Below are 23,514 nucleotides of genomic sequence, written 5' to 3' on the forward strand. Positions count from 1 at the left end.
TGCCTGCTGCTCCGCGATCAGGAGGGGTTGCCGGTGGAGACGTCGAACTGCATCTTCGGCGGCTTCTTCGGATCGAAGTCGGTGCCCTTCTCGGGGAACTGCTTCATGACCGTGCCGTCACCGAAGGTGTTCTCGTCCACGTCGTTCGTGGTGTAGTGCCAGCCCGCGGCCTTCAGGCATTCCAGAACCGAGTCCCAGTTCTTGTACTGGAAGTCCGGCATCCGCACCTGGTCGGGGTCGTTGTACGACTCCTCCGGTTCGGAGCACTCGGTCGTCTCGATCGTCTTCGTCGTGTCCGGCCCGCGGTAGCCCGCCTCCTTGGTCGCCGAGACCGACGGGCTGGCACTGGGGTCCCCGCCCGCGTCGTCACTGCCGCCGCTGTTCATCATCAGCGCGGCGAGCAGCCCGCCGACGGCGACCAGCGAGACGACGATCGAGCCGATGATCACCGGCTTGTTGCCCTTGCCGCCGCCCCCGGGGGAGGCGACTGTCGTCTGGGGCGCGAGGTTGTAGGGCGGCGGCGTCGACGCGCCCTGCTGCGGGGCGTACGCGGCCGGGCCGGGCGCCTGGTAACCCTGCTGCTGCGGATAGCCGTACGCCGGGGAGTGCGCCGACGGGGTCGGGTTGCCGTACGGATGCGGTGTCGGCTGGTACGGCGTCTGGACGTTTCCCTGGGGCGGCGGTGTCTGGTCGATCGGCGGGAACACCGCGGAACCGACGCCCGCGCCGCTCTGCGTCGGCGAGCCCGGCACGATGCTCGGCGCGGCGGGCTGGACGGACGCGGCCACGCGCAGGCACTCGTCACGCATGGCCTCGGCGCTCGGGAAGCGTTCGTTCGGGTTCTTCTTCAGCGCGCGGGCGACCAGTGCGTCCACCGCCGGCGGCAGGGCGCGGTTGATCGACGAAGGAGCGACCGGCTCCTCCTGCACGTGCGCGTACGCGATCGCCAGCGGCGAGTCCGCGTCGAACGGCAGCCGGCCGGTGACCAACTGGAAGAGCATGATGCCGACGGAGTAGAGGTCGGAGCGGGCGTCCACGCCGCGTCCGAGCGCCTGCTCGGGAGAGAGGTACTGCGGGGTGCCGACGACCATGCCGGTCTGGGTCATGGAGGTGACGCCGGACTGCATGGCCCGCGCGATGCCGAAGTCCATCACCTTGACGACCCCGCGCTTGGTCATCATGACGTTGCCCGGCTTGATGTCCCGGTGGACCAGCCCCATCTCGTGGCTGATCTCCAGCGCCGCGAGCACGTCCGCGGTGATCTTCAGCGCCTTGTCGGCGGGCATCGCGCCGTGCTGCCCCACGTCCGTGTTCAGCACCGAACCGAGCGGCTGGCCCTCGACGTACTCCATGACGATGTACGGCATCGTCGTGCCGTCCAGATCGTCCTCGCCGGTGTCGAAGACGGAGACGATGTTGGTGTGAGTGAGCTTGGCCACGGCCTGGGCCTCGCGGCGGAAGCGCTCACGGAAGGCCTGTTCGCGGCCGAGCTCGGTGTGAAGTGTCTTGATCGCGACCTGCCGGTCGAGCACCGAGTCGTACGCGAGGTGCACGGAGGCCATGCCGCCCTCGCCCAGCAAGTCGCGCAGCTGATAACGGCCGCCGGCGATCGCCCGCCCCGCGTACCGGCCCTGAGCGCCGTCCTGGCTCATGTCTCTGCGTCCCCCGTAGGCCCTCATGCGCCGATGCGTGCCGTTGATCCAAAGTGCATTCCCGGCCAAGTCTGCCGGAGGGCACTGACACGTCAAGCGCGGTGCCCGTTCCGTGACCGTACGAGAGAGAAAGGTCGCGCAAGCGTTACAGCAGGCGTACGGCCGGTACACACAATTTGCACGTCGGCACGTAATAACGGTTTGATGGCCGGTCCGCGTCGGGCCGGTTCCCGGGGTCTTCCCGGATCGGCGGCTTGCGCGGAGGCTGTAGCGTGGCCGACGGAGACCCGTAACAACACCGCGCGCACCGCGGGCAGAAACGACGGCGAGGACTGATGGCACAGCAGCAGCGCGCTCAGGGCCCGTCCGACCCCGAGGCGACTGGCGGCGGGATGTCAGATGCGCCGGAAATGTGGGGGAACGGCGGACTGGTCGGGGACGGCCGATATCGGCTGACCCGCAGACTCGGCCGGGGCGGCATGGCCGAGGTGTTCGCGGCCGAGGACGTACGCCTCGGACGCACCGTGGCGGTCAAGCTGCTGCGCGCCGACCTTGCCGAGGACCCGACCTCCAAGGCCCGCTTCACGCGCGAGGCCCAGTCCGTCGCCGGCCTCAACCACCACGCGATCGTCGCCGTGTACGACTCCGGCGAGGACTTCGTCGGCGGCCAGTCCGTGCCGTACATCGTGATGGAGATCGTCGAGGGGCGCACGATCCGCGACCTGCTCCTGAACGCCGAGGCGCCCGGGCCCGAGCAGGCCCTGATCATCGTCTCGGGTGTCCTGGAGGCGCTCGCCTATTCGCACCAGCACGGCATCGTGCACCGCGACATCAAGCCGGCCAACGTCATCATCACCGAGAACGGCGCCGTGAAGGTGATGGACTTCGGCATCGCCCGCGCGCTGCACGGCGCGTCCACGACGATGACGCAGACCGGCATGGTCATGGGCACCCCGCAGTACCTCTCCCCGGAGCAGGCGCTCGGCAAGGCCGTCGACCACCGCTCCGACCTCTACGCGACGGGCTGCCTCCTCTACGAACTCCTCGCGCTGCGGCCCCCGTTCACCGGTGAGACCCCGCTGTCGGTCGTCTACCAGCACGTCCAGGACATTCCGACGCCCCCGTCCGAGGTCTCCCAAGCAGTCCCGCCGGAGCTCGACGGACTTGTCATGCGCTCCCTCGCCAAGGAGCCCGACGACCGGTTCCAGACGGCCGAGGAGATGCGCGGCCTGGTCCAGTACGGCCTGCAGATGCTGTACGAGCAGGGCGGCCACACCGGCACCTGGAACACCGGCCATGTCGCCGTGCACGACGGCCGGCACACCCCGGCGGCGGGCCTCGCCGGCACGTCCGTCATGCCGCACCCCGGTGACGGCTCCGGCACCACGCAGATCCCCCAGCAGATCCTGCCCAACCGCTACGGCGGCGGGGACGAGGGCGGCTTCGAGGGGCACGGCAACCGGGGCGGCGGCGGACGCGGCAAGCTGTGGATCCTCGCCGTCCTCGCGGTGATCGCCATCGCGGCGGGCGTGGCGCTGGCGCTCCAGAGCGGCAACAAGGACGACAAGAACCCCGACACCACCAAGTCGCCGACCACCTCGCAGACCACTCCCAAGGAGACGGCCGACGAGACACCGAGCGACGACACGAGCGACGAGCCCACCGACACGAACACGGACGACGGCACGGGCACAGGCACGGGCACGGGCTCCGACCCGGACTACTCGCCGTCGTACTCGCCGTCCTACACGCCCTCCCAGCCGCAGACGCAGGACCCGACCGACGATCCGACGGACGACCCGACGACCTCGGGCCCGCCGGACAATCCGACGACCTCGGCGCCGCCGGACGAACCGACGGACGACCCGACGGATCCGACCGGTGAAACCGTCTCGGGCGCCTTGGGCGGCAACGGGGGCGAGGGCGGGACCTGACCGCCTGGCTGACCGCCCGACCCGCTCACCGCGGCAGCCGTCACAAGCCTTCGTCACGCGCGCGTGCGACCCGGAAACGGGCTCCACGCGCGCGTGCTGTTGCGCAGGACCTCTGGAGGGTCGCTCAGTCCACGAACGCGTCGCACACCGCGTCGTACTCCCGGGTCCACCACACCGCGAGCGCCGAGGCCGCCGGGAACTGGGGGTCCGCGCGGGTGTCCCCGCGCTCGTAGTGCCAGCGCAGCATCCAGAAGTCGTTCAGGCGCTCCCACCACACGCGGTGCACGGCCGCCGCGAGCTGCGAGGGTGTGGCGCCGGCCGTACGCCGGTAGGCGCGCGCGTAGGCCCGTACCTTCGGCAGGTCGAGAGCGCCCATGGGCAGCACGAAGAAGATCGCGGCGGCACGTACGGCCTCCTCCGCGCGGGGCTTCACGCTCAGGCGGTCCCAGTCGACGATCGCCGCCGGGGCGTCCCCCTTGTAGAGCAGGTTGAACGGGTGGAAGTCCCCGTGCACCCAGCCCACCGAACCGCCGCGCGGAGGCCGCCGGTCGGCGTGCTGCTCCAGCAGTGCGCGCCGCTCCAGGAGCCGGTACCGGGCCAGTTCGTCGAAGGAGTCGGCGGGCCGGTGCCGGTGGACGCGGCCGAGCAGCTCGTCGATGAGGGTGAAGGTGTCGGCGGGGTCGGCGCTCGGCGGGCGCAGGTCGTCGGTGGTCGGCCCGGTGGTGAGTGGGTGAGGCGCGGGGGGCCCGGAGGCGTACGGGGGAGGCGTGGGCGCCTCGGTGGCCGGGGGGATCGGTGCGGGGGCGCTCTCGGCCCGCGGGGGTGGCGGTGAGAGTCGCGTGTCGCCGCGGTGCCCGGTCACACGGGAGGCGTGTCTGTCGGTGCTGTGGGTGGGGGGTGCGGTGGACGGACGGGGGCGCGGGATGTGTGGGTGGCCGTGCGCACGTGTGCCGGGGCTCTCGAGTGGCGTCCATCCCTTCGCGCGCGTCCGTGCCTGTGTCGGCATCACGCGCTCGAGGCTCGCGTGCACCATCCCGAGCAGTGACCCGAGTCGCGCGCACTGCGCGGTGGTGAGCTGACCGCCGTGTCGGTGGCGGCCGTCGATCCAGGGGTGCAGGGCATAGGCGTGGCCGCCGACGACCGCGACCGTGCGCCCGTCGCGACCGGTGAGCGGGGGCGCCACCGGGACGCCCAGGGCGGCGAGGCGTTGGGTGGCCCGGTGCTGGCGGGCGATCGCGTCCGGGTCGGCGGTCTCGGGGTCGAAGTGGTGCTTGAGGAAGTAGCGGCCGCGGGTCGTGCGCAGGCGGTAGCCGCCATTGAGCAGCCCCTGGTCGACGGGCTCGCAGGTGAGGGCGGACCCGGCGGCGTACTGGCGGAGGAGGGTGCCCAACGGGGGCGCGTGGGGCATGAGGGGTGGTACACAAGAGCGCGGCACGCTGCCCGATGCTAGGGCACCGATGAGGCCTCTGAGCTGGGAGTTGTCACAGACAGTCGCTTTCGATCACAGGTTGCGCTCGAAGTGGCTTTCCTCTGAAGTGAGGGCCTTGGGTGTCGGGCCTTGGGTATCGAAAGGTGACCTCGACTCCCGTCCGCCCTCCCGACGGGGCGTTCCGGGCGGCTGCGGTGGTTCGTTCCCCCGGATGGCCGTCAGGACGTGTCCCGTCGAGCGTGGCGACGTCGGGGCGGATGGCCGGAATCGGCGCAGGCGTGCCGGCCGCGGTCCGGCCTTGTCGGCGCCCTCGGTGCCGTCCTCGATGTCGTCCTCGATGGACAGGAGTTCGTGGACGACCCGGCGGATCACCTCTCGGTCGTCCGTCGGCCGGCGGAAATGCCCCGATTTTCCGGCTTCGCGCCCGCGGTCGGTTTCGCACCCGACTTGTGGACCCGCCCTCGGCGACTCTTCCCGTGAGCTGGGTCACCGGGATAACGTGCCGTTGTTCCGGCCCCCTGCAAGGCTGTGACCAGGAACTGTTCCCGATTTTGCGATTTTACTTGGAAATCCAAGCAAAAACGCAGGTCAGGAGGGGTTTCACAGAATTGTGGAGCACTGGGTAACGTGCCTAGGTGCAGGGCGCTCGCCGGGGCAACCTGTCACGCCTGGTTCCGAACGAGCCGCACCCACCCCGTGCGTCCGTGAGGCAACAGGTGAGCCGCACTGGCGCCCGGCGAACCCGGGTAGCCGGACCGACGGAGGAGCACACGTGACCGTGGAGAGCACTGCCGCGCGCACACCGCGACGCAGCGCGGGTACGACCGGTACGACCGGTACGACCGGTACGAAGAGCACGGCCGGCAAGCGAACGACCGCCAAGAAGCCCTCGGCGACCGCAAAGAATCCGCCAAGTGGCGAGCCCGGACTCGTCCAGCTGCTGACGCCCGAGGGCAAGCGCGTCAAGAACGCCGAGTACGACAAGTACGTCGCCGACATCACCCCCGAAGACCTCCGCGGCCTGTACCGCGACATGGTGCTCACCCGCCGCTTCGACGCCGAGGCCACCTCCCTGCAGCGCCAGGGCGAGCTCGGCCTGTGGGCCTCCCTGCTCGGCCAGGAGGCCGCCCAGATCGGCTCCGGCCGCGCCACCCGGGAGGACGACTACGTCTTCCCGACCTACCGCGAGCACGGCGTGGCCTGGTGCCGAGGCGTCGACCCGACCAACCTCCTCGGCATGTTCCGCGGCGTGAACAACGGCGGCTGGGACCCCAACAGCAACAACTTCCACCTCTACACCATCGTCATCGGCTCCCAGACCCTGCACGCCACGGGCTACGCGATGGGCGTCGCCAAGGACGGAGCGGACTCGGCGGTCATCGCCTACTTCGGCGACGGCGCGTCGAGCCAGGGCGACGTCGCCGAGTCCTTCACCTTCTCCTCGGTCTACAACGCCCCCGTGGTGTTCTTCTGCCAGAACAACCAGTGGGCGATCTCCGAGCCCACCGAGAGGCAGACCCGCGTCCCGCTCTACCAGCGCGCGCAGGGCTACGGCTTCCCGGGCGTCCGCGTCGACGGCAACGACGTGCTCGCATGTCTCGCGGTCACCAAGTGGGCGCTGGAGCGCGCCCGCAGCGGCGAGGGCCCGACCCTGGTCGAGGCGTACACGTACCGCATGGGCGCCCACACCACCTCCGACGACCCGACCAAGTACCGGGCCGACGAGGAGCGTGAGGCCTGGGAGGCGAAGGACCCGATCCTGCGCCTTCGCCGGCATCTGGAGGCCTCAAACCACACGGACGAGGGGTTCTTCGCGGAACTGGAGGCGGAGAGCGAGGCGTTGGGCAGGCGAGTGCGCGAAGCGGTCCGCGCCATGCCGGACCCGGACCACTTCGCCATCTTCGAGAACGTGTACGCCGACGGGCACGCGCTCGTCGACGAGGAGCGAGCCCAGTTCGCCGCCTACCAGGCGTCGTTCGCGGACGTAGAAGGGGGAATCTGAGATGGCCGGGACGGTGACATCCACAGCGGCGCCGGCGAAGAGCATGGCTGTCGCGAAGGCGATCAACGAGTCGCTGCGCGCGGCCCTGGAGGCCGACCCCAAGGTCCTCGTCATGGGCGAGGACGTCGGCAAGCTCGGCGGCGTCTTCCGGGTGACGGACGGCCTGCAGAAGGACTTCGGCGAGAGCCGCGTCATCGACACCCCCCTCGCCGAGTCCGGCATCGTCGGCACGGCCATCGGCCTCGCCCTGCGCGGCTACCGTCCGGTCGTGGAGATCCAGTTCGACGGCTTCGTCTTTCCGGCGTACGACCAGATCGTCACGCAGCTCGCGAAGATGCACGCCCGCTCCCTCGGCAAGGTCAAGCTCCCGGTCGTCGTCCGTATCCCGTACGGCGGCGGTATCGGCGCGGTGGAGCACCACTCGGAGTCCCCCGAGGCGCTCTTCGCCCATGTGTCGGGCCTGAAGGTGGTCTCCCCCTCGAACGCGTCCGACGCGTACTGGATGATGCAGCAGGCCATCCAGAGCGACGACCCGGTGATCTTCTTCGAGCCGAAGCGGCGCTACTGGGACAAGGGCGAGGTCAACGCCGAGGCGATCCCCGGCCCCCTGCACAAGGCGCGGGTCGTCCGCCAGGGCACGGACCTCACCCTCGTCGCCTACGGCCCGATGGTGAAGCTCTGCCACGAGGTGGCGGACGCCGCCGCCGAGGAGGGCAAGTCCCTGGAGGTCCTGGACCTGCGCTCGGTGTCGCCGCTGGACTTCGACTCGATCCAGGCGTCGGTGGAGAAGACCCGCCGCCTGGTGGTGGTCCATGAAGCCCCGGTGTTCTTCGGCTCCGGCGCGGAGATCGCCGCCCGGATCACGGAGCGCTGCTTCTACCACCTGGAGGCCCCGGTGCTGAGGGTCGGCGGCTACCACGCCCCGTATCCGCCGGCGCGCCTGGAGGAGGAGTACCTGCCGGGCCTGGACCGGGTGCTCGACGCCGTCGATCGTGCCCTGGCGTACTGAGGAGAGGGTCGTGACGACGATGACGGATGCGTCCGTACGCGAGTTCAAGATGCCGGACGTGGGCGAAGGGCTCACCGAGGCCGAGATCCTCAAGTGGTACGTCCAGCCCGGCGACACGGTGACGGACGGTCAGGTGGTCTGCGAGGTCGAGACCGCGAAGGCTGCCGTGGAACTGCCGATCCCCTACGACGGGGTCGTGCGGGAACTCCGCTTCGCCGAGGGAGCCACGGTGGACGTGGGGACGGCGATCATCGCGGTGGACGTGGCGGGCGGTGCGGCGCCGGCCGAGGCGCCGGCCCCGACGGAGGCTTCCGCCCTCGTGGAGGCTCCGGACTCCGCGCAGAAGCCCACGGCACAGAAGCCCACGGCACAGAAGCCCACGGCACAGAAGCCCGCCGGGCAGAAGCCCGGGGAGCGGAAGGCCGAGGAGAAGAGCCCGGCGGGCTCCGGTCGCCAGCCGGTCCTCGTCGGCTACGGCGTGGCGACGTCCTCCACCAAGCGCCGCCCCCGCAAGGGCCCGGAGATCAGGGTCCAGGAGGTGCCGACGGTGACCCAGGCGGAGCTGAACGGCCACGGCACCGCCGCCGCCGTGAAGCCCCGTCCGCTGGCCAAGCCGCCGGTGCGCAAGCTGGCCAAGGACCTGGGCGTCGACCTGGCGACGGTCGTCCCGTCCGGCCCGGACGGCATCATCACGCGGGAGGACGTGCACGCGGCGGTGGCACCGGCGCCGGCGCCCGAGCCGGTGGTGGAGACGCCCGCCCGCGTCCAGGCACCGGCTCCGGCGCCGACATACGACACCGCCCGTGAGACCCGCGTCCCGGTCAAGGGCGTCCGCAAGGCGACCGCCGCGGCGATGGTCGGCTCGGCCTTCACGGCGCCGCATGTCACGGAGTTCGTGACGGTCGACGTGACCCGCACGATGAAGCTGGTCGAGGAGCTCAAGCAGGACAAGGAGCTCCAGGGCCTGCGGGTCAACCCGCTGCTGCTGGTCGCCAGGGCCCTGCTGGTCGCGATCAAACGCAACCCGGACGTCAACGCGTCCTGGGACGAGGCGAACCAGGAGATCGTGGTCAAGCACTACGTGAACCTCGGTATCGCGGCGGCCACCCCGCGTGGCCTGATCGTGCCGAACATCAAGGACGCGCAGGCCAAGACGCTCCCGCAACTGGCGGAAGCCCTCGGCGAGCTGGTCTCGACGGCACGTGAGGGCAGGACATCGCCCGCCGCGATGCAGGGCGGCACGGTGACGATCACCAACGTCGGCGTCTTCGGCGTCGACACGGGCACGCCGATTCTCAACCCCGGCGAGTCCGCGATCCTCGCGGTCGGCGCGATCAGGCTCCAGCCGTGGGTCCACAAGGGCAAGGTGAAGCCCCGCCAGGTCACGACCCTGGCCCTCTCCTTCGACCACCGTCTGGTGGACGGGGAGTTGGGCTCCAAGGTGCTGGCGGATGTGGCGGCGATTCTGGAGCAGCCGAAGAGGTTGATCAGCTGGGCGTGACGAGCCGGGACGGGATTCGTTGACCTGTCGAAAGGGCGGCCGCAAGTTTCCGTTGCGACCGCCCTTTTGCCATTCAGTCCGTCAGGATCGTCGAGTACGTCCGTCAGGATCGGTTGAGTACGTAGACCGGCGCCCCGTCGTCCGTTCCGCCCCGGGAGTGGATGCAGGCGTGCTTGCGCAGCAGACGGAGGCATTCGTTGACACGGTGCACCGACAGCCCCGTACGGGCCGCGATCGAGTCGAGCGGCTGACACAACTCGCCCTGCTCGACCAGAACCGGGGCGATCACCACCGCGACGGCCCAGACGTCCGACGTCACGGACAACCGTTGCCGCCACTCGGCCAGCACCGACTCGGTGGTCGGATGCGCGGAGAAGTCGGCGGTGGGCGCCGGACGGTCGAGCGTCATGACGTCGAGCCGGTTCGCGATGCGTTCCATGGCCTGGGCGATGGCCTGCTGCGTGGCGAGCGTCGCGCGCTGCATCTCCAGCATTTCCTTTTGCACAGTGAGCGCTTCGCGCTGAGCGCCCGCAAGCTCCTCGTCGACCTGAAGGTTGTGCGCCTCGAGCCGGACGATGGCCTCCGCGACCTGCTCCGGCATCGCGTACGCGATCGGAGCCCCCGGATCGGCGGACTGCACCTCGGCCTTCTCAAGGGTGTAGGAGCCCTCCCGCTGGACCGTCTCGATCACCTCGGCGACCCATTGCTTGAAGGGGGCGCAGGTGGGCTTGGTACAGGCGTTGACGAGAAGGATCAGGCCCTGGAGATCGATGAGATTCAGGTCTCGGCGCGACTCCCTACCTGCGGGAATGCTGAGACCGTAAGCTCCAGTTACGGTCTCGAGAATGTCTCGGTGCCCCTCGGGGACATGGTCGGAGAGTGCCTGCCTCGAGTTGCTGTGCCCCAACTCCTTGCAGACATCCACCGCCGGAAACCAGTGGGTCCCGCCCGGCATCGTCAGCCTCCGGACGCGGGCTCCCGTGGCCGCGTAGACGAAGTCGCTGACGTCGATCGCGTCGCGCTGTACCCGAGGGTCGGGCTGGTGCTTGCTGGGTTCGATCATCTGAACCACCTCCGCCGCGGAACGTAAAGCGGAGCAAATCGAATATGCCAGCCGATACAGGGATGTTCACGATTGCGAGGGAAAGGATCACCGAATCCGGTGCGAGACGCGACCGGCGCGTGTACGACGACCGGGACGGTTTCACCGGTTCGAGAAGGCCAGCGACATCGGGTTGACGGCCGCTTGGTAGCCGCCGGCGTCATGCAGAAAGAGTTGGCCGCCCTCGTACAGCGCCGGGTCCTCGCCGTCCTTGCTGATCATCGAGTGCAGCATGCTGTTGACGGCCAGCTCATTGGGCATCTCCAGCAGCTTGGTGGCCTGGCCGGTGCCGGGGTCCAGGCGCAGGACGCGGGCGGGCGTCCTGGGCTCGGCCATCTGGAGGGCGATGAGGGCCTTGCCGTCGGCGCGCAGCGGGACCCAGGTCGACTTGTCGGTGGCGTCGAAGGACCGCCGGGGCTTGCCGGTGCGCAGGTCGAAGGCGGTGATCTTGTTGCCCGTGGTGTAGCTGTGCGGGTCGGTGCCGATGTAGGCGGTGTTGCCCGCGACGACGGTGGCGGCGCAGGCGCCGGTCTCACCGCAGCCGGCGACGTAGTCGTCCCCGAGTTCGACGGTGGACTCCACCTTTCCCTGGTCGGAGACGGTCACGAGTTGCTCGGCGTCGAGGCCGTCCTCGCTCTGCACCAGGCCGAGCACGAGCGGTTCGCTGGAGACGAGCCAGGCGCCCCTGGCCTTCGGCACCTGGTAGGTCCAGGTCGCCTTTCCGGTCCGCGGGTCGTGTTCGCCGACGCGGAAACGCATACCCGCGGAGGTCTGGCAGTACGCGAGAGTGAGCAGCTTCCGCCCGCCGAGGTGTTCCTCCTGGGCGCATCCCTGAGCCGGGGCGACCCAGAGCGGGGCGCCGCTGGATGTCGTGAACCCGGCCGATCCGCTGGGCCAGCCCGCCGTCGCGACCGAGTCGCTGATCGCGACGTTCAGGCCGAGACCGAGGCTGATGCTCCTGTCCACGATCGGCTTCTCCCACACCGTGGCGCCCTTGTTCACGTCGATCACCGCGAACCGGGAGCACAGGCTGTTGTGCGTGTCCTTCGTCGCGTGGAAGACGACGGCGACCAGCCCGCTGCCGGTGATGTCGCGGGAGGCTCCGCACAGGCCGCCGGACAGGGGGATGGTCCACGCGCGTCTGCCGGTCGCCAGGTCGTATCCCGTGACGGCGTTCTTCTCGCCGGACGCGAAGTAGCGGGAGGTGACCCAGGCGCCGGGTGTCTGCACGTACTCGTCCTTGCCCTCCTTGGGCGCGGCCACCTGGAACAGTTCCGTGCCCTTGGTGCCGGTGGGCTTCGGGGAAGCCGAACGGGGCGTGCCCTTCGTCTTGCCGTCGGCCTGCTCGGAACCCTGGTCACCGCTCAGCAGGGCGACCGCGCCGACGCCGATCACGAGGAGGGCGGCGACCACGGACCCGAGCACGACAACGAGACGTCGTCGCTTGACGCCGGGGCCGCCCGGGCCACCGGGGCCAGTCTGTACCGGGGCCTGAAGGGGAGGTTGCGGGTAGGGCTGCGCGTACGGATTCTGCGCGCCGTACCCCGCACCCTGCGGTATCTGCTGCCCGTACGGCCCGGGTTGTTGCGGGTACGGCTGCCCGTACGGCCCGGACTGCTGCTGCGGCTGGCCGTACGGCTCGGGAGGCACGGGCGGTTGCGACATGGAGGCTTCTCCTTCAGGTGCGGGCGTCGGTCGGAAAGGCGTCAGACGGGCTTGTGGGCCAGCAGAGTGGCGATGTGCCTCTTCACCCCGTGGGCAGGTTCCTGCACCATCCGCGCGGTGACCACCAGTCCCGAGCAGCCGAGGAGTTCGGCGAGGTGGTCCATCGGCACGAGGTGGGACTCGTACGACACCGGATGGCCGCCGTAGGCCTGCGTCGGGCGCAGCCGATCGCCGTCTCCCACATGGCCGGCCAGCATCAGATGGCCGCCGGGGGCGAGGGTGCGGTGGAACTCGGCGTAGACGCGGGGCAGGAGCTCGGGTGGGGTGTGGTGGGTGGAGTAGTAGGCCAGGATACCGCCGAGGGTGCCGTCCCCGATGTCCAGAGCGGTGAGTGATCCGACGCTGAACGTCAGGGTGGGGTGGGCGCGTTGGGCCAGTTCCACCATTCTGGGTGACAGGTCGACGCCGAACGCCGGCACGCCCAGTTCGGTCAGGTGCGCGGTCACGAGACCGGGACCGCAGCCGAGGTCCGCGACCGGCCCGAGCCCCGCCGACCGCACGGTCTCCGCGAACGCGGCCAGCAGCGCACGGGACAACGGGTCCAGGTCCGCGGGTCGCTTGACCAGTTCCGTGTAGGCGTCGGCGACGGTGTCGTAGGACTTCCGCACCGCCGCGAGATACGGGGCCTCGGTCATCGCCCGCTCCAATCGCCATGCCCACATGGATCACGCCCACATGGATCACGCCCACATGGATCACGCCCACATGGTGAAGGCCCCCCGCCGTCGGCGAGGGGCCTTCGTTCCGGTGATACCTGAGCCGGTGTCAGCCGAGCTTGGCGAAGCCGTAGTTGAGGAGCTTCTTCGCGTCCGTCTCCCGCTGGGGCCCGCTGGTGGAGGACAGGACGGTGCCGTAGACCGTCTTGCCGTTGCGGGTGGCGGCGAAGACGAGGCAGTACCCGGCCTCGTCACCGGAGCCGGTCTTCACCCCGATCGTGCCGCTGTAGTTGCTGAGCAGTGTGTTCGTGTTCTTCCACGTGGCCATCGTGCGGGTGCTGCCCGTCTTGGTGATGGTCTTCGCGGTGTACGCCTTCGTCTTCACGACCGTACGGAACGTGGAGTTCTTCATCGCGCTGCTGGCGAGCTTCGTCAGGTCCTTCGGCGTCGAGTAGTTCGCGCCGTTGCCGATGCCGTCGAACGAATCGAAGTGCGTGTTCGTCAGGCCGAGGCTCTTGGCGCTGGCGTTCATCTTGCCGATGAACGACTTCACGCGCGCCGCGCGCGTCGAGCCCGAGCCGAACTTGTCGGCCAGCGCGTACGCGGCGTCGCAGCCGGACGGCAGCATCAGCCCGTACAGCAGCTGACGAACGGTGACCTTGTCACCGACGATCAGACGCGCCGACGAGGCGCCCTTCGACACGATGTAGTCGCTGTACGCCTTCTGGATGGTGACCTTGGCGTCCAGGTTCAGGTTCGACTGCGCGAGCACGACCTTGGCGGTCATGATCTTCGTCGTGGAGCCGGTGGAGCGCTTGGTGGTCGCGGCTTTGCTGTACAGCCCCGCGCCGTTCGCGTTGTTCATCACGTAGCCGCCCTTGGCGACGATCGTGGGCGCGGTGACGGCCTGCGCGGGCGCCGCGGTGAGGGCTCCGGTCGCCAGGACGGCGCCGGCGGTCACGGTGACGGCCGCGGCTCGGCGGAAGCGGGCAACCTTGAAGCCGTCCTTGATGCCGATTATCAACTGAGATACCCCGATTGTCTCGAATGCCCCTGAGATGCGGCCGGTTGATGTGGTGCCAAGAAAATGGGGCCGCAGGTGTGTGACACGTAACTAGCACAGAAGGTTGTGCGGTTGCTGGACCGGGGTGGGGTTCTTTGCCGGAAGATCCCCCTTCCGTGTGCGTGGCATAGCTACCGTCCCGTATGCCGGACCGGGTCTCCATCATGGGTACCTGTTGTATCTATGATGTCGGCATGAGCCTGGCCGTGAAGCAACCTCCCGCCGCCGATCGCGTCTACGCCCACGTCAAGCAGGGCGTCCTGGACCGCCGTTACGAAGGCGGCGTTCTCCTCACCGAGGGCGAGCTCGCGGAGGCCGTCGGCGTCTCCCGAACGCCGGTGCGTGAGGCGCTGCTTCGGCTCGAGGTCGAGGGACTCATCAAGCTCTACCCGAAAAAGGGAGCGCTCGTCCTGCCCGTCTCCGCCCAGGAGATCGCGGACGTGGTCGAGACTCGGCTCCTGGTCGAGGAGCACGCGGCGCGCAAGGCCGTACCGGCCCCCGCCGGGCTCATCGAGCGGCTGGAGGCACTGCTGGCGCAGCAGAAGGAGCAGGCCGCCGCCGGCGATCTGGCCGCGGCCGCCGTCACCGACCGCTGCTTCCACGCCGAGATCGTCCGCAGCGGCGGCAACGAGATCCTCTCCCGGCTCTACGACCAGCTCCGCGACCGTCAGTTGCGGATGGGTGTCGCTCTCATGCACTCCAACCCCGACCGGATCGCCAAGAGCCTCGTCGAGCACGAGGAGATCCTCGAAGCGCTGCGTTCCGGCGACGCGGAGGCCGCGGTCGGCATCGTCCACCGGCACGTCGGCTGGTTCTCGCACCTCGCGCGGGGTGAGGTCCGATGAGCGCCTCCTCGGCCTCCTCGGTCTCGCTGCCGGGAGATCCGCCGGGCGGGCGGCGCGCGATGGCGGTGTGGGGCGTCGGCGTCTCCGTCTACTTCGTCGCCGTCATCTTCCGTACGTCCCTGGGGGTGGCCGGCCTCGACGCGGCCGACCGCTTCCACGTGGGTGCCTCCGCGCTGTCGACCTTCTCCATCCTCCAACTCCTCGTCTACGCGGGCATGCAGATACCCGTAGGCCTGCTGGTCGACCGGCTCGGCACGAAGAAGGTGCTGAGTCTGGGGGCGGTTCTCTTCACGGCCGGACAGCTCGGGTTCGCCTTCTCACCGTCGTACGGGATGGCCCTCGCCTCACGTGGGCTGCTGGGCTGCGGGGACGCGATGACCTTCATCGCCGTACTGCGTCTCGGCAGCCGCTGGTTCCCGGCCCGGCGCGGACCGATGGTCGCGCAGTTCGCCGGGCTGATCGGCATGGCGGGCAACTTGGTCTCCACCCTCGTCCTGGCCCGGCTGCTGCACGGCATCGGCTGGACGGCGGCCTTCGCGGGCAGCGCGCTCGCGGGTGCCGTCGTGCTGGTGCTGGTGCTGCTGTTCCTCAAGGACCACCCTCAGGGGCACGAACCGGAGCCGTTCCCGCACCATGGCGCGGCGTACGTCCGGCGGCAGATCGCCGCGTCCTGGCGGGAGCCGGGGACCCGGCTCGGGCTGTGGGTGCACTTCACGACCCAGTTCCCGGCCATGGTGTTCCTGCTGCTGTGGGGACTGCCGTTCCTGGTCGAGGCGCAGGGGCTGTCCCGGGCCACGGCCGGCGAGCTGCTGACGCTGGTCGTCCTGTCGAACATGGTGATCGGGCTGGTGTACGGGCAGGTCGTCGCCCGGCATCACGAGGCGCGGCTGCCCCTGGCGCTGGGCACCGTGGGGGCGACGGCGTTGATGTGGGCGGTCACGCTGACGTATCCCGGTGAGCGGGCGCCGATGTGGCTGCTGGTGGTGCTGTGCACGGTGCTGGGGGCGTGCGGGCCCGCGTCGATGCTCGGGTTCGACTTCGCGCGGCCGGCGAATCCGCCGGAGCGGCAGGGCACCGCGTCCGGGATCACGAACATGGGCGGCTTCGTCGCCTCGATGACGACGCTGTTCGCGATCGGGGTCCTCTTGGACGCGACCGGGGACGACTACCGCGTCGCGTTCTCCGTGGTGTTCGTCCTGCAGGCGGTCGGCGTCAGCCAGATCCTGCGGTTGCGCAAGCGGGCGGCACGCAGGGAGCGTGAACGGCTGGTCGCGAGCCGGGTGGAGACGGTGCACGTCCCCGCCTGAGACACCCCGTGCCGGGCACACGTGGGTCTCGCGGCCCGGCACCGCGGGGGCGCCATCCCCGCCATCCGCCCCGCCCACCCGTGCCCGCGCCGCCCACCCGTGCCTACGGCGCCCATCAGTGCCCCCGCGCCCCTGAGCGCCGGCCGCGCTCACCGGGCCCACCCGTGCGGCCCCGGCGGTCCGACCTTCCGAAACCATGCGGAACTACGCGGAACTACGCGGAACTACGGAGTCACCGCGAAGTTCCGCAGGATCGCCCCGGTGAGCGTGGGATCCCCCTCCGTCTTCAGGCGGTCCTTCACCTGTTCCGGGGTCACGCGTCCGCAGGCCAGGCGTACGTAAGTCTCCCAGTCGAGGGTGAGGGTGGCGGCGGGGCCGAGGGCGGGGGTGGATTCGAGGGTGCCGCGGCCCTGGATGTCGACGCGGATCGTGCGCAGGAACTCGATGGGGCCGTGCACGTCGAAGACGATCGCCGAGCTGCGCGGGGCGTCGGCCTTGACCGCGACGACCTCGGGAAGCGCGTCGAGCAGCACGTCACGGGCGACGTGCGCACCGGGGGAGTCGAGGTTGCCGGGGCGGCCGAGGGCGGTGCGCAGATCCTGTTCGTGCACCCACACGGCGAACGCGTGTGCCTGCATGGATGCTTCGAGCGTGTGTTCCGTGCTGAGGGGGCCGCGCACCTTGGTGCCGGGATCGCGTGACTCGTTGCGCAGCTGGCGGTTGCGGCGGATGATCACGTACTCCAGCTCGGAGGTCATCTCGGGCGCCGTGTGGTGGCGGCGGACGTCGACCTGCATCTCCATGTAGCGCTGGTGGTCGTTGGTGACGTGGAACAGGTCGCGCGGCAGCGTGTGGATGGGGCGCGGGTCGCCGAGCATCTCGCAGTCCAGGCCGATGACATGTGAGACCACGTCACGGACCGACCATCCGGGGCACGGTGTGCGCCGGTTCCACTCTCCCTCCACGAGGGGCTGCACCAGCTCGGATATCGCATCGATGGAGTGGGTCCAGGCGTCGGCGTAGGGCTGGAGAGTGGGATGCAGACTCACGGAACGGGACCCCTCGGCGGTCGGTACTCGGGTGGTTGTGGCGGCGGCGTTGCCTGCGGGAGGTGGCTGTCGGCGGGCGTCTTGGAACGCTAAGTTACGCTGCTAAGAGGCACCCCGGCAGTGCTTTCGTGTGACGATCGTAGGCCCGTATGGACAGCTCGAATGCCAGGACGGTGGTAGTGTGCGCGCCTCTCTGATCCAGATCGCCGTGGACGAGGGCGAATCGGTGGAATCCCGTCGACGGCGTGTGGCCGCGTCGGTCCGGGACCAGGCCGGTGCGGACCTCGTCGTACTGCCGGAGCTGTGGACCACCGGAGCCTTCGCATACGAGGAGTTCGGGCGCGAGGCCGAGTCCCTCGAGGGGCCGACGTACGAGGCGATGGCCAAGGCGGCGAGCGACGCGGGTGTGTGGCTGCACGCGGGATCGATTCCCGAACGGGACCCTGACGGCTCCCTCTACAACACCTCCCTCGTCTTCTCACCCTCCGGCGACCTGGCCGCCGCCTACCGCAAGATCCACCGCTTCGGCTTCGACAAGGGCGAGGCCGTGCTGATGGGCGCGGGCCGGGAACTGGTGACGGTCCGGCTGCCCGAGACGGTCGTCGGTGTGGCCACCTGCTACGACCTCCGTTTCCCCGAACTCTTCCGCGGTCTCGTCGACGCCGGCGCCGAGACCCTGGTCGTTCCGGCGGGCTGGCCGGAGCGCCGCCGGGGGCACTGGACGCTGCTGGCCCAGGCGCGGGCGGTGGAGAACCAGGCGTTCGTGCTCGCGTGTGGAACGGCCGGGACGCATGCGGGAGTTCCGCAGGCAGGTCACTCGATCGTGGTCGATCCCTGGGGCGAGGTCCTGGCGGAGGCGGGCGCGGACGAGGAGATCCTCACCGTCGATTTCGACCCCGGGAAGGTCGCGACGACCCGAGAGCAGTTCCCCGCCCTGAAGGACCGGGTTCTCTAGCTCTTCCCCGGCCCCCGTCGGACCGCCCGGATCCCCTCGGCTCCTCCCGGCCCACCCCGGACTGACCCGGACTGCTCCTGACTGACTCAGCCCACCCCGGACTGACCCGGACCGCCCCGGATCTCCTGCCCTCCCGGTTCAGTCCTCCTCCCGCTCCTTCTCCGCCAGGTGGATCACGCACACCGCCACCGCGATCAGCAGTGCCGGGTCCGCGTCCTCCCGTACGACGTCCACGCCGTACGTCTCCCGCACGTGCAGCCACCGCCGGGAGACCACGGCGAGCAGCTCACCGTCGTACTCGACGGCGAACTCGCGGTCCAGGATCTTGCCGCTGACGTCGAGTTCCGTGCTGCCGTCCGCCAGGGCCACCCGGTAGTGGTTGCGCAGCAGCGACAGCCGCTTGCGTTTGATGCGGGCGAGCGGTTCGCCGTCCCGTTCGATCACCATCGTGTCCCTGAGGGCGAACACCTTCTTATGGATGTCGATGAGGACCCGCCCCTGGGTGTCCTTCAGCTCGAAGGTGTCCCTGAGGCGCATGGCCTTGCCGTCGACGAGGAACACCTTGTTGCCGTGGTCGTCCTCGATCCAGTAGTCGTCACCGATGCCGAGGAGCCGGTCGCGTACGAGGAATCTCATACCGTCACCGCTTCCCCGGCGGCAGGTCCGAAACGCCGCCGGTAGGCCGATGGGCTGAGCCCGGTCTCGCTCCGCACGCGTGCCCGGAGGTTCGCGGCCGTCCCCAGCCCGCTCCTCGTGGCCACCACGTCGAGCCGCTCCTCCCCGCGCTCGATCAGCCGGCACGCCAGCGCCACCCTCTCCCCCGTCAGCCACGCCAGCGGGGTCGTCCCGAGCTGGGCGCGGAAACGCCGGTGCAGTGTCGCCGGAGACACCGCCGCTCGTGCCGCGAGGCCGGCCACCGTCAGCGGCTCCCCCAGCCGCTCCTGGGCCCACGCCAGCAGCGGACCGAGCGACTCGTCGGGCACGTCCGGCACCGGACGCTCCACGAACTGCCGCTGTCCGCCGTCCCGGTGGGCGGCGAAGACGAGCCGCCGGGACACGGCGTTGGCGATCTCGGCGCCGTGGTCGCGGCGCCAGATGTACAGCCCCAGATCCAGCGCCGCCGCGCTGCCCGCCGCCGTCAGCAGGTCACCCTCGTCGACGAACAGCACGTCCGGTTCCAGCAGGACCTTCGGATGCAGACGCCGGAAGGTCTCCGCCCACCGCCAGTGGGTGGTCGCCCGGCGTCCGTCCAGGACCCCGGCCTCGGCGAGCGCGAAAGTGCCGGTGCAGAAGCTCAGGACGCGGGCTCCGCGGGCGTGTGTGCGGCGGATGGCATCGAGCACGGCGGCCCCGCGCGGGACGACGTTGTCCGGACGGCCGGGCACCACGAGGGTGTCGGCGTCGTCCGCCGCGTCCAGCCCGGGCACTCCGGTGAGGGTGAAGAACCCGTGGTTCATCCGCACCTCGGGCGTCGGCGTGCAGAGCGTCACCTCGTACGGCGGCCGTGGCAGGCCGAGTTCCGGCCTCGGCAGCCCGAACAGCTCGGTGGCCACGCCCACCTCGAACGGGTTCGTGCCCTCGTCGACGATCACGGCGACCCGGTGCGGACGCACGGGCTGCGAGAATCCTTGCGGCATATGCGATTTCTAGCACTCGTACGGCACCCCGGGCACCCGCACGATGGGCCCATGGAACCCATCTCGCTCTCCGACGCCCTGGCCTCCTTCACCGAGCGGTGGAGCCCCCGCATCGTCACCACCGTCAACGACTACGACGTACGCGTCGCGAAGGTCGAGGGCGAGCACGTGTGGCACGTCCACGACCACACCGACGAGTTCTTCCTGGTCCTGGACGGCGAACTGCACATCGCGCTGCGGGAGACGACGGGCGAACGCACCGTCGTCCTGCCCAAGGGCTCGGTCTTCACCGTCCCCCGCGGCACCGAACACAAGCCGTACGCCCCCGGACCGACCGCGATTCTCCTCCTCGAACCCACCGGCACCCTCACGGTCGGCGACCGTCACGACGAGGTACCGGAGCACGTGGACGCGACGACGGGCCACGCGCTGGTCTGACCGTCACCCAGACACGCCACGGAGCCCGACGCGTTACGGAGCCCGACGCGTCACGGAGCCCGGCTCCTCCCCGCGGAAGGGCCGGGCGCCTCCTGGCCTCGCGGTCAGCGCCGGCGCGGGCGCGGCGCCAGCTTGTACAGGGCCACGCCCGCGGCCACGAGTGTGGTGGCGGTGACCATCAGCGCCATGCTGTTGAGCCACATGCCCGTGGCGGCCAGGGTGGCGCCGCCCGCGCCGGTGGTTCCGGCGCCGATCACTCTTCCGTACATGGTCGTTCTCCTCGGAGGGTTGTGCGGTGAGGCGTGGGGGGTGGTTCAGGTGGCCACCCACTTCTCCTCGCTGCGGCGCAGCAGGCCCCACAGCGAGGAGAATTAGACGGCGTGTTGGAACAGGTCGTAGAGCATCTCCGGGACCATCAGCGCCGCGACCAGGATGGCCCGGGGGCCGGCGCGGCGTACGGAGACGATCTTCTCGACCATGAAGATCAGGCCGATCGCGGTCCAGAACGGCGAGAAGCCGGGCCAGCCGTACAGGGTCGTGTACGTGGCCACGAAGGTCAGGTAGACGAGGAAGGACAGCGCGCCGAAGCCCATCAGGAACTGCTGGGCGAAGTAGCGGGCGGTGACCCGGGTCCAGCCGTAGTCGCGCAGGTTCTCCAGGGCGCCGCGCTGCCAGCGCAGGCGCTGGTGCCACAGCTTGCCCAGGGTGGGCATGACCTCGGGGGTGACCGCGCAGCCGGCCGGCGACATGGTGCGGAAGCCGAGGGTCTTGACCGCCTTGGTCATCTCGTCGTCCTCGGTGAGCGAGGCGAGGCTGTAGTAGCTCGAGCCGCCGCTGATCACGCCGTCGCGGCGGGCGGTGCGCACCTCGCGCAGCACCCGCGCGCGGAACATGGTGCCGGTGCCGGTGAGGACCTGTGCCTGCGTGCCGTACGCCTCGGCGATCACGGCGGTGTCGTCGGTGCAGTTGTCGGCGACGACCACGATGAGGTCCGGGCTCCGGGTCTGCTCCCACAGGCCCTGGATGGCGGCGGCGATGCGGTCCTGCTCGTTGTGGGCCGGGATCAGCGCCGCGAGCCGCGGCACGGGGCCGGGTGCGTCGGGGGCGGCATGGGCCCGGCGGGCGGCGTGCCGACCGTGGTTGCGTCGGTACGGATCGCGGGCCGGGGTGGTCGCCGCAGGGGAAGCGAGGTCGAGCACGTGGCCCCCCCCCAGGTGCAGCGGTAGGGCCCGGTGCCGCGTACACCTCCGGGCTTCAGGACCCAGAGTCTTCACGACAATCACACAACCACACAAGACACCCCAGGTCACGGAATGCTCAAGGTTGTCAGTGCTTGCCCTGTGTATACCGTGCCGGGGGTCCTGTGCCGCTCCAGTGCTTGTGCCCGAAATGCACGCGCCTGCAAGGCTCGTGCCGGTAACTGCTTGTGCCTGTAACGCTCGTGCCCGGAACTGCTTGTGCCCGGAATCCGGTGTTCCGGCCGTCCGTCTGCCGCTCTGTCAGACGCCGTAGCCGTCGCTGTATCCGTCGCGGGTGTGGTGCCGCTCCTCGACGACCGTGGTCGTGGGCGGGGGAACGCCCCGCCTGCGCCGGGCGATGCTGCTGAACGTCGAGACGCCGATCAGACCCACGATCATGAGGATGATGCCGACCAGGTCGAGGTTTACCCCCTGCATGTCCCAGTCGGTCGCGAACGTGAGGATGGCTCCCACGGCGATGAGGATGATGCATCCGCCGAGGCCCATGGCTGTTGCCTCCCTGTCCGGTCCGGTCGTTCCGGTCCGTGGCTGCGGGTACCCCGGTTGTCAACCCCCATGCAGCGCCGAGCCTTTCCGCAACGGGCCCTATCCCTCCAGGAACGCCACCAGCGCGTTCGCCAGCAGATACGGGTCGTCCGCACCGCACAACTCGCGGGCGCTGTGCATGGACAGGATGGCGACACCGATGTCGACGGTGTGGATGCCGTGCCGGGCCGCGGTGATCGGGCCGATCGTGGTGCCGCAGGGCATGGAGTTGTTGGACACGAAGGACTGGAAGGGCACGCCGGCCTTCTCGCAGGCGGCGGCGAAGACCGCACGGCCCGAACCGTCCGTGGCGTAGCGGTTGTTGACGTTGACCTTGAGGATCGGGCCGCGGTTGACGCGCGGGTGGTGCGTCGGGTCGTGGCGTTCCGCGTAGTTGGGGTGCACCGCGTGGCCGGTGTCCGAGGACAGGCAGACGGTGCCCGCGAAGGCTCTCGCCCGGTCCTCGTACGACCCTCCGCGCGCGAACACCGACCGCTCCAGCACACCGCCGAGCAGCGGCCCGTCCGCGCCCGTGTCCGACTGCGAGCCGGTCTCCTCGTGGTCGAAGGCGGCCAGCACCGGGATGTACGGGCCGTCGCCCTGCCGCGCGGATGCCGGTTCGCTGCCGGAGCCCCCGGCCAGCGCGGCCAGCGCGGTCACCCCGGCGTGCACCGACAGGAGGTTGTCCATGCGCGGTCCGGCGACCAGTTCGTTGTCGCGGCCCAGGTAGGCCGGCGGCTCCACGGAGTGGACCATCAGGTCCCAGCCGGTCACCTCGCCCGCGCCGATCCCGCTCTCCTCCTCCAGGAAGGCGATCAGGTCACCGTCGCGCACGTCGCCGCCCAGCCCCCAGATGGGCTGCAGATGCCGCTGCTTGTCCAGCTTGAGGCCCTCGGCCGACACGGAACGGTCCAGGTGGATGGCGAGTTGGGGCACCCGCAGCAGCGGCCGGTCGACGTTCACCAGGCGCGTCGAACCGTCCCGCAGGGTCAGCCGTCCCGCCAGCCCCAGGTCGCGGTCGAGCCATGTGTTCAGCAGCGGCCCGCCGTAGATCTCCACGGCCACCTGCCGCCAGCCCTGCGCCCCGAAGTCAGGACGCGGCTTGACCCGCAGGTTGGGGGAGTCGGTGTGCGCGCCGACGATCCGGAACGGTGTGTGCGCGGCGGCGTCCTCGGGGACGTACCAGGCCACGATCGCCCCGCCGCGCAGTACGTACTTGCCGCCGCTGGTCCCGTCCCAGGCGTCCGTCTCCGAGACCTGCCGGAAGCCGGCCTTCTCCAGCCGCGCGGCGGCGTTGGTCACCGCGTGGTAGGGCGACGGGCTCGCCGCGAGGAAGGACATCAGGTCATCGGTGAGTCCGCGGTCGAAGCGGGAGGGTTCGCTCATGGGTTCACCTTAACGACGGGCGAAGGCCCGCTCCCCGGGT

General features: G+C 70.1%; 21 protein-coding genes. 8 read left to right on the plus strand and 13 right to left on the minus strand.

Annotation, left to right across the window (positions count from 1 at the left end; genetic code table 11):
* Positions 1–17 precede the first annotated feature (17 nt).
* Positions 18–1,652, minus strand: coding sequence for a protein kinase domain-containing protein (locus OHA64_RS24305; protein ID WP_405616436.1), 1,635 nt, complete (start codon positions 1,650–1,652; stop codon positions 18–20).
* 335 nt (positions 1,653–1,987) lie between these two features.
* Here OHA64_RS24305 and OHA64_RS24310 point away from each other — a divergent pair, with 335 nt between their 5' ends.
* Positions 1,988–3,586, plus strand: coding sequence for a protein kinase domain-containing protein (locus tag OHA64_RS24310; RefSeq protein ID WP_405616438.1), 1,599 nt, complete (start codon positions 1,988–1,990; stop codon positions 3,584–3,586).
* A gap of 124 nt (positions 3,587–3,710) precedes the next feature.
* Here the strand turns inward: OHA64_RS24310 and OHA64_RS24315 are convergent, their stop codons facing one another.
* The gene (locus tag OHA64_RS24315) at positions 3,711–4,994 is read right to left on the minus strand and encodes a phosphotransferase (RefSeq protein ID WP_405616440.1); all 1,284 of its coding nucleotides are present in this window, start codon (positions 4,992–4,994) and stop codon (positions 3,711–3,713) included.
* A gap of 793 nt (positions 4,995–5,787) precedes the next feature.
* On the opposite strand from OHA64_RS24315, the gene pdhA reads away from it, so the two are divergent.
* From pdhA to OHA64_RS24330, 3 genes are read left to right on the plus strand one after another with little or no spacing between them, the layout of a single operon-like run.
* The gene (gene pdhA, locus OHA64_RS24320; protein WP_405616442.1) at positions 5,788–7,017 is read left to right on the plus strand and encodes a pyruvate dehydrogenase (acetyl-transferring) E1 component subunit alpha; all 1,230 of its coding nucleotides are present in this window, start codon (positions 5,788–5,790) and stop codon (positions 7,015–7,017) included.
* 43 nt (positions 7,018–7,060) lie between these two features.
* Positions 7,061–8,026, plus strand: a complete 966-nt coding sequence (locus OHA64_RS24325; protein ID WP_405616444.1) for an alpha-ketoacid dehydrogenase subunit beta — start codon at positions 7,061–7,063, stop codon at positions 8,024–8,026.
* 10 nt (positions 8,027–8,036) lie between these two features.
* The gene (locus OHA64_RS24330) at positions 8,037–9,527 is read left to right on the plus strand and encodes a dihydrolipoamide acetyltransferase family protein (RefSeq protein WP_405616447.1); all 1,491 of its coding nucleotides are present in this window, start codon (positions 8,037–8,039) and stop codon (positions 9,525–9,527) included.
* Between the two features lie 103 nt (positions 9,528–9,630).
* On the opposite strand, the gene OHA64_RS24335 is transcribed toward OHA64_RS24330, so the two are convergent.
* The 4 genes from OHA64_RS24335 to OHA64_RS24350 form a co-directional block, all read right to left on the minus strand.
* A complete protein-coding gene (locus OHA64_RS24335) occupies positions 9,631–10,590 on the minus strand; it encodes a Bro-N domain-containing protein (protein WP_405616449.1) in 960 nt (319 codons plus the stop codon).
* Between the two features lie 141 nt (positions 10,591–10,731).
* Positions 10,732–12,294, minus strand: coding sequence for a PQQ-binding-like beta-propeller repeat protein (locus OHA64_RS24340; protein ID WP_405616451.1), 1,563 nt, complete (start codon positions 12,292–12,294; stop codon positions 10,732–10,734).
* Between the two features lie 41 nt (positions 12,295–12,335).
* Positions 12,336–12,989: a class I SAM-dependent methyltransferase gene (locus tag OHA64_RS24345; protein ID WP_405616453.1), complete on the minus strand. Its 654-nt coding sequence runs from the start codon at positions 12,987–12,989 to the stop codon at positions 12,336–12,338.
* Positions 12,990–13,119: 130 nt separating this feature from the next.
* Complete coding sequence (locus tag OHA64_RS24350) at positions 13,120–14,031, minus strand: D-alanyl-D-alanine carboxypeptidase family protein (protein ID WP_405624078.1); 912 nt, start codon at positions 14,029–14,031, stop codon at positions 13,120–13,122.
* 236 nt (positions 14,032–14,267) lie between these two features.
* Between OHA64_RS24350 and OHA64_RS24355 the strand changes: the two genes are divergently transcribed.
* A complete protein-coding gene (locus OHA64_RS24355) occupies positions 14,268–14,918 on the plus strand; it encodes a GntR family transcriptional regulator (protein ID WP_405616455.1) in 651 nt (216 codons plus the stop codon).
* A complete protein-coding gene (locus tag OHA64_RS24360; RefSeq protein ID WP_405616457.1) occupies positions 14,915–16,225 on the plus strand; it encodes a nitrate/nitrite transporter in 1,311 nt (436 codons plus the stop codon). The genes OHA64_RS24355 and OHA64_RS24360 overlap by 4 nt, the downstream gene beginning before the upstream one ends.
* Positions 16,226–16,449: 224 nt before the next feature.
* Here the strand turns inward: OHA64_RS24360 and OHA64_RS24365 are convergent, their stop codons facing one another.
* Complete coding sequence (locus OHA64_RS24365) at positions 16,450–17,274, minus strand: maleylpyruvate isomerase family mycothiol-dependent enzyme (protein ID WP_405616459.1); 825 nt, start codon at positions 17,272–17,274, stop codon at positions 16,450–16,452.
* A 181-nt stretch (positions 17,275–17,455) separates the two neighbouring features.
* Between OHA64_RS24365 and OHA64_RS24370 the strand changes: the two genes are divergently transcribed.
* Positions 17,456–18,229 (plus strand): carbon-nitrogen family hydrolase, encoded by a 774-nt coding sequence (locus tag OHA64_RS24370; protein ID WP_405616461.1) that lies wholly within the window; start codon positions 17,456–17,458, stop codon positions 18,227–18,229.
* 138 nt (positions 18,230–18,367) lie between these two features.
* On the opposite strand, the gene OHA64_RS24375 is transcribed toward OHA64_RS24370, so the two are convergent.
* Together OHA64_RS24375 and OHA64_RS24380 are read right to left on the minus strand one after the other, a co-directional pair.
* The gene (locus tag OHA64_RS24375; RefSeq protein WP_405616463.1) at positions 18,368–18,865 is read right to left on the minus strand and encodes an LURP-one-related/scramblase family protein; all 498 of its coding nucleotides are present in this window, start codon (positions 18,863–18,865) and stop codon (positions 18,368–18,370) included.
* Positions 18,862–19,866, minus strand: a complete 1,005-nt coding sequence (locus tag OHA64_RS24380) for a GlxA family transcriptional regulator (protein WP_405616465.1) — start codon at positions 19,864–19,866, stop codon at positions 18,862–18,864. Before OHA64_RS24380 ends, OHA64_RS24375 begins: the two co-directional genes overlap by 4 nt.
* A gap of 51 nt (positions 19,867–19,917) precedes the next feature.
* Here OHA64_RS24380 and OHA64_RS24385 point away from each other — a divergent pair, with 51 nt between their 5' ends.
* Positions 19,918–20,304: a cupin domain-containing protein gene (locus OHA64_RS24385; protein WP_405616467.1), complete on the plus strand. Its 387-nt coding sequence runs from the start codon at positions 19,918–19,920 to the stop codon at positions 20,302–20,304.
* A 104-nt stretch (positions 20,305–20,408) separates the two neighbouring features.
* Here the strand turns inward: OHA64_RS24385 and OHA64_RS24390 are convergent, their stop codons facing one another.
* From OHA64_RS24390 to OHA64_RS24405, 4 genes are all read right to left on the minus strand, one after another.
* Positions 20,409–20,573 carry a hypothetical protein gene (locus OHA64_RS24390; RefSeq protein WP_362432862.1) on the minus strand — a complete coding sequence of 55 codons (165 nt, stop codon included), beginning with the start codon at positions 20,571–20,573 and terminating at the stop codon, positions 20,409–20,411.
* Positions 20,574–20,675: 102 nt separating this feature from the next.
* Positions 20,676–21,389, minus strand: coding sequence for a glycosyltransferase (locus OHA64_RS24395; protein ID WP_405624079.1), 714 nt, complete (start codon positions 21,387–21,389; stop codon positions 20,676–20,678).
* Positions 21,390–21,803: 414 nt separating this feature from the next.
* Positions 21,804–22,049 (minus strand): DUF6458 family protein, encoded by a 246-nt coding sequence (locus tag OHA64_RS24400; RefSeq protein WP_405616469.1) that lies wholly within the window; start codon positions 22,047–22,049, stop codon positions 21,804–21,806.
* Between the two features lie 99 nt (positions 22,050–22,148).
* On the minus strand, positions 22,149–23,474 hold the full coding sequence (locus tag OHA64_RS24405) for a M18 family aminopeptidase (protein ID WP_405616471.1): 1,326 nt from the start codon (positions 23,472–23,474) through the stop codon (positions 22,149–22,151).
* Between the last annotated feature and the right edge of the window lie 40 nt (positions 23,475–23,514).

The organism is Streptomyces sp. NBC_00076 (assembly GCF_045041235.1).
In the GTDB taxonomy this organism is placed as follows: domain Bacteria; phylum Actinomycetota; class Actinomycetes; order Streptomycetales; family Streptomycetaceae; genus Streptomyces.